Origin of the sequence: Thermovirga sp. (assembly GCA_012523215.1) — a bacterium.
Lineage (GTDB): Bacteria > Synergistota > Synergistia > Synergistales > Thermovirgaceae > 58-81.
The window spans coordinates 1-3396 of the sequence record JAAYIZ010000082.1 but is presented as its reverse complement, the minus strand read 5'-3'; the positions used below and the strand labels follow the sequence as shown (position 1 = coordinate 3396).

The 3396-nt window shown below is 55.4% G+C and carries 6 protein-coding genes; all 6 read left to right on the top strand.

The features are described from left to right. On the top strand, positions 1-222 hold a 222-nt coding region (locus GX108_02445), incomplete at its 5' end, for a homoserine dehydrogenase (protein ID NLO55907.1). 1 nt (position 223) lies between these two features. Beyond that, positions 224-556 (top strand): hypothetical protein, encoded by a 333-nt coding sequence (locus GX108_02440; GenBank protein ID NLO55906.1) that lies wholly within the window; start codon positions 224-226, stop codon positions 554-556. 140 nt (positions 557-696) lie between these two features. Then, positions 697-1197, top strand: a complete 501-nt coding sequence (locus GX108_02435) for a rubrerythrin family protein (protein ID NLO55905.1) — start codon at positions 697-699, stop codon at positions 1195-1197. 28 nt (positions 1198-1225) lie between these two features. Beyond that, positions 1226-1738, top strand: coding sequence for a thiol peroxidase (gene tpx / locus GX108_02430; GenBank protein ID NLO55904.1), 513 nt, complete (start codon positions 1226-1228; stop codon positions 1736-1738). A 101-nt stretch (positions 1739-1839) separates the two neighbouring features. After that, entirely contained in the window at positions 1840-2835 is a 996-nt protein-coding gene (locus tag GX108_02425) for an ornithine cyclodeaminase family protein (protein NLO55903.1), read from the top strand. A gap of 18 nt (positions 2836-2853) precedes the next feature. After that, on the top strand, positions 2854-3396 hold a 543-nt coding region (locus GX108_02420), incomplete at its 3' end, for a pyridoxal-phosphate dependent enzyme (GenBank protein ID NLO55902.1).

Sequence of the window (3396 nt, the reverse complement as noted above, 5' to 3'; positions counted from 1 at the left end):
TCGGAACTGGCCAACCTCGCCGGGAAAAAATTTCTCTTCGAGACGACTGTCATGGAGGGCGCCCCGGTTTTCAACCTTTGCCGATCATGCCTTAAGGTTTGTGTAGCGGAATCGGTCGACGGAATACTGAACTCGACGACCAACTATATCCTTGGAAGGATAGAGGAAGGGGCGGAGTGCGACCAGGCGGCGCGTGAGGCTCAGGAGATAGGGGTAGCGTAAACTGACCCGGGTCGATGATATCGATGAGTGGGACACGGCGGCGAAAGTCGCTGCCCTTGCCAACGTTTTGCTCGAAGGCGATATGACCCCTTTTGAGGTTGAAAGGGAGGGCATCCGCGGCATTGATCGGGAAAGAGTGGAGAAGGCGGCCCAGTCGGGCAGAAGGCTGAAGCTTATTTGCCGGGCGTGGCATGACGATAAAGGTGTTCATGGTAGCGTCGGGGTGGAAGGAGTGATGATAAATCATCACTCGCACTGGTCGGTGGGGCGTAGCCGTACTCAGGATCCACACGGACCTGATGGGGCCCATACTGGTGACCCAGGAGGACCCTGACCTTTACTATGCGGCTTATGAAGTTCTGGTGAACATGCTCAGTTTGAGCAGGAATGGCGATTGATCCTCCACCGGAGGGGCTTGCGCCGGGAAGGTTTGACAGGTATATTTGAAAAAATTTTAAAAAAGGAGGGATAGACTTGACGAAGAACAAAACCACGAAAAACTTAGAGGAAGCTTTCAGCGGCGAATCGCAGGCCAACCGCAAGTACTTGGCCTTCGCTAAAAGAGCCGACGACGAGGGTGACCACCAGGTAGGCAGGCTTTTCAGGGCTGTCGCCGAGGCCGAAACCATCCATGCCAACTCCCACCTGCGGGCGATGGGAATGATCGGTACTACCGCCGAAAACCTCGATGCCGCCATCGCAGGCGAGACCTACGAGTTCACGAGCATGTACCCGCCCTTCATCGAAGAGGCCGCGGCGGAAGGGGAGAAGCAAGCCGAACGATCCTTCAGGCTGGCCAATGAGGCGGAAAAGGTTCATGCCGGCCTTTTCCGAAAAGCCAGGGAGAACCTGCCCTCCGTGGAAAGTGTCGATTATTATGTGTGTTCCGTCTGCGGATATATCGCCGAGAAAGAGGCGCCCGATATCTGCCCCATCTGCGGGGCGAAAAAAGAGGCTTTCAAGCTGGTCGAGTGAGGAAGCCCCTTGAAAGGAGGTTGCCGACTTGGAAAGGAAAGGTATAGTGACGATGAAGGGTGCCCCGGTGACGCTTCTTGGGCCGGAGTTGGCCATCGGGGAAAGGGTGCCGGATTTCACGGTCCTGGACCGGTCTCTCAATGAGGTGTCCCTCGGCGATTTCGAGGGCAAGGTAAAGGTTATATCGGTCACCCCCTCACTCGACACACCGGTATGTGATCTCCAGGCCCACTGGTTCAACGAGGAAGCGGCATCGCTACCCGGCTACGTTGCTGTGCTCAACATCAGCATGGACCTTCCCTTTGCCATCAATCGATTCTGCATTGCCGGGGGGATTGATTCAATCGAGGTCTTTTCGGACCACCGTGATGCCTCATTCGGACGGGGATGGGGAGTTCTCATCAAGGAACTCCGCCTGCTCGCAAGGTCGGTGTTCATCGTCGACCGGGACAATGTCCTCCGCTACAAGGAAATCGTGCCTGAGGCGACGACACCACCCGACTACGATTCCGCCCTGGCGGTGTTGAAGGCACTTCTGTAAAACTGTAAACCTAAACTCAAGGGCCCTTTGGGGCCCTTTTTTGCTGAGGAAGTTGGGGTATATTATTACAAGGGTAAACGCTCCTGGAAGGGGTTGAAAGAATGTACAAGATCAGGATTCTGAATAGCGAAGACCTGAAGAAACTCCTGGATATCAAGGACGTTATCACCACCGTGGAGATTGCTTATGAACAATATTCCAGGGGCGAGGCTACGCTCTTACCCGCCATAGCCCATGAATTCGAACGGGGAGTCCGGGAATTGGATATCAAGTCAGGATTCCTTTCCGGGACAGGCCTCGCGGGGCTCAAGGTGATCGGGTACGTGGCCGATAATCCGGAAAAGCGAAGGATACCGGCCATATCGGGCATCGTCATCGTGCTCAGTATCGAGACGGGAAGGCCCGTGGGAATACTGGACGGTATGGTCATCACCAATATCAGGACAGGAGCCGCTGGGGCCATCGGGGCGAAGTACCTTGCCAGGAAAGAATCCAGCGAGATCCTTATCGTCGGTCCCGGCACCCAGGGGAGGGTCCAGCTACAGGGACTGACAAGGGTCCTTCCGGGTATCGAGGTTATACGTGTTGCGGGGAGGGATTCCGAGAAGATTTCACGATTCGTTGGAGAAATGCCGAGCCTCTACCCCGAGGTATTCTTTCTGGCGGTCCCTATGGATGGGCTCCGGGAAGCTGTCTCGTCGTCCGATTTAATAGTGACCTGCACCTCATCCCACGAACCCTTCATCAAGGCGGAATGGGTTCGTCCCGGAACCCATATCAACGCGATCGGCGCTGACTTTCCCGGTAAACAGGAACTGGACGAGAACCTGCTGCCCTTCGCCCGGCTCATCGTCGACAGCAAGGCGCAATCCCTAAAGATCGGCGAATTCCAGGCAGCTTTTGAAAAGGGGCTTATTGGTGAATTCGACGTGATTGAGATCGGGAGGGTTATATCGGGAGAAGCCAAGGGAAGAGAAAGCGACGAGGAGATCACCATTTTTGACTCCTCCGGCCTGGCCCTCCAGGATATTGTCACTGCCAATCTCGCTCTTGTCAGGGCCCTGGAGCGCGGGATTGGATCGCTGGTGAACTTGTGACGTAGGGAGATGTTTTCCATGTCGATAGCTCCAGAGATGAGAGATGTGCTCAAGGCGGCAAGGTTTCTCGAAGGGAGGATCAGAAAGACTCCGGTAGAACTGTCTTTTCCTCTTTCGGAGATGGTTCGTTCGGAAGTGTTCCTGAAATGGGAAAATCTTCAACTCTGTGGCTCCTTCAAGGTCAGGGGGGCGCTAAACAAAATGTACTCCCTCACCTCACCGGAAAGGGATAGGGGGGTGATTACCGCCTCGTCGGGGAATCATGCCCAGGGGGTCGCCTTGGCGGCCAATCTTCTCGGCGTCAGAGCGGTAATCTGCGTCCCCGGTTCATGCCCCCAGACCAAGAGAGAAGCGATACTCTCGAGAGGCGCAGGGATGGTCGATCTCAGGGTCATAGGTCATTTCTACGATGAAGCCGAGGCCGAAGCCAAGGTGTTTGCCGAACGGGAAGGTCTTGTCTATGTCTCCGCCTACGAAGATCATCATATCATCTGCGGCCAGGGGACCCTGGGTCTTGAATTCCTGATGGAAGTGCCCGATCTGGACCTGCTGATAGTGCCC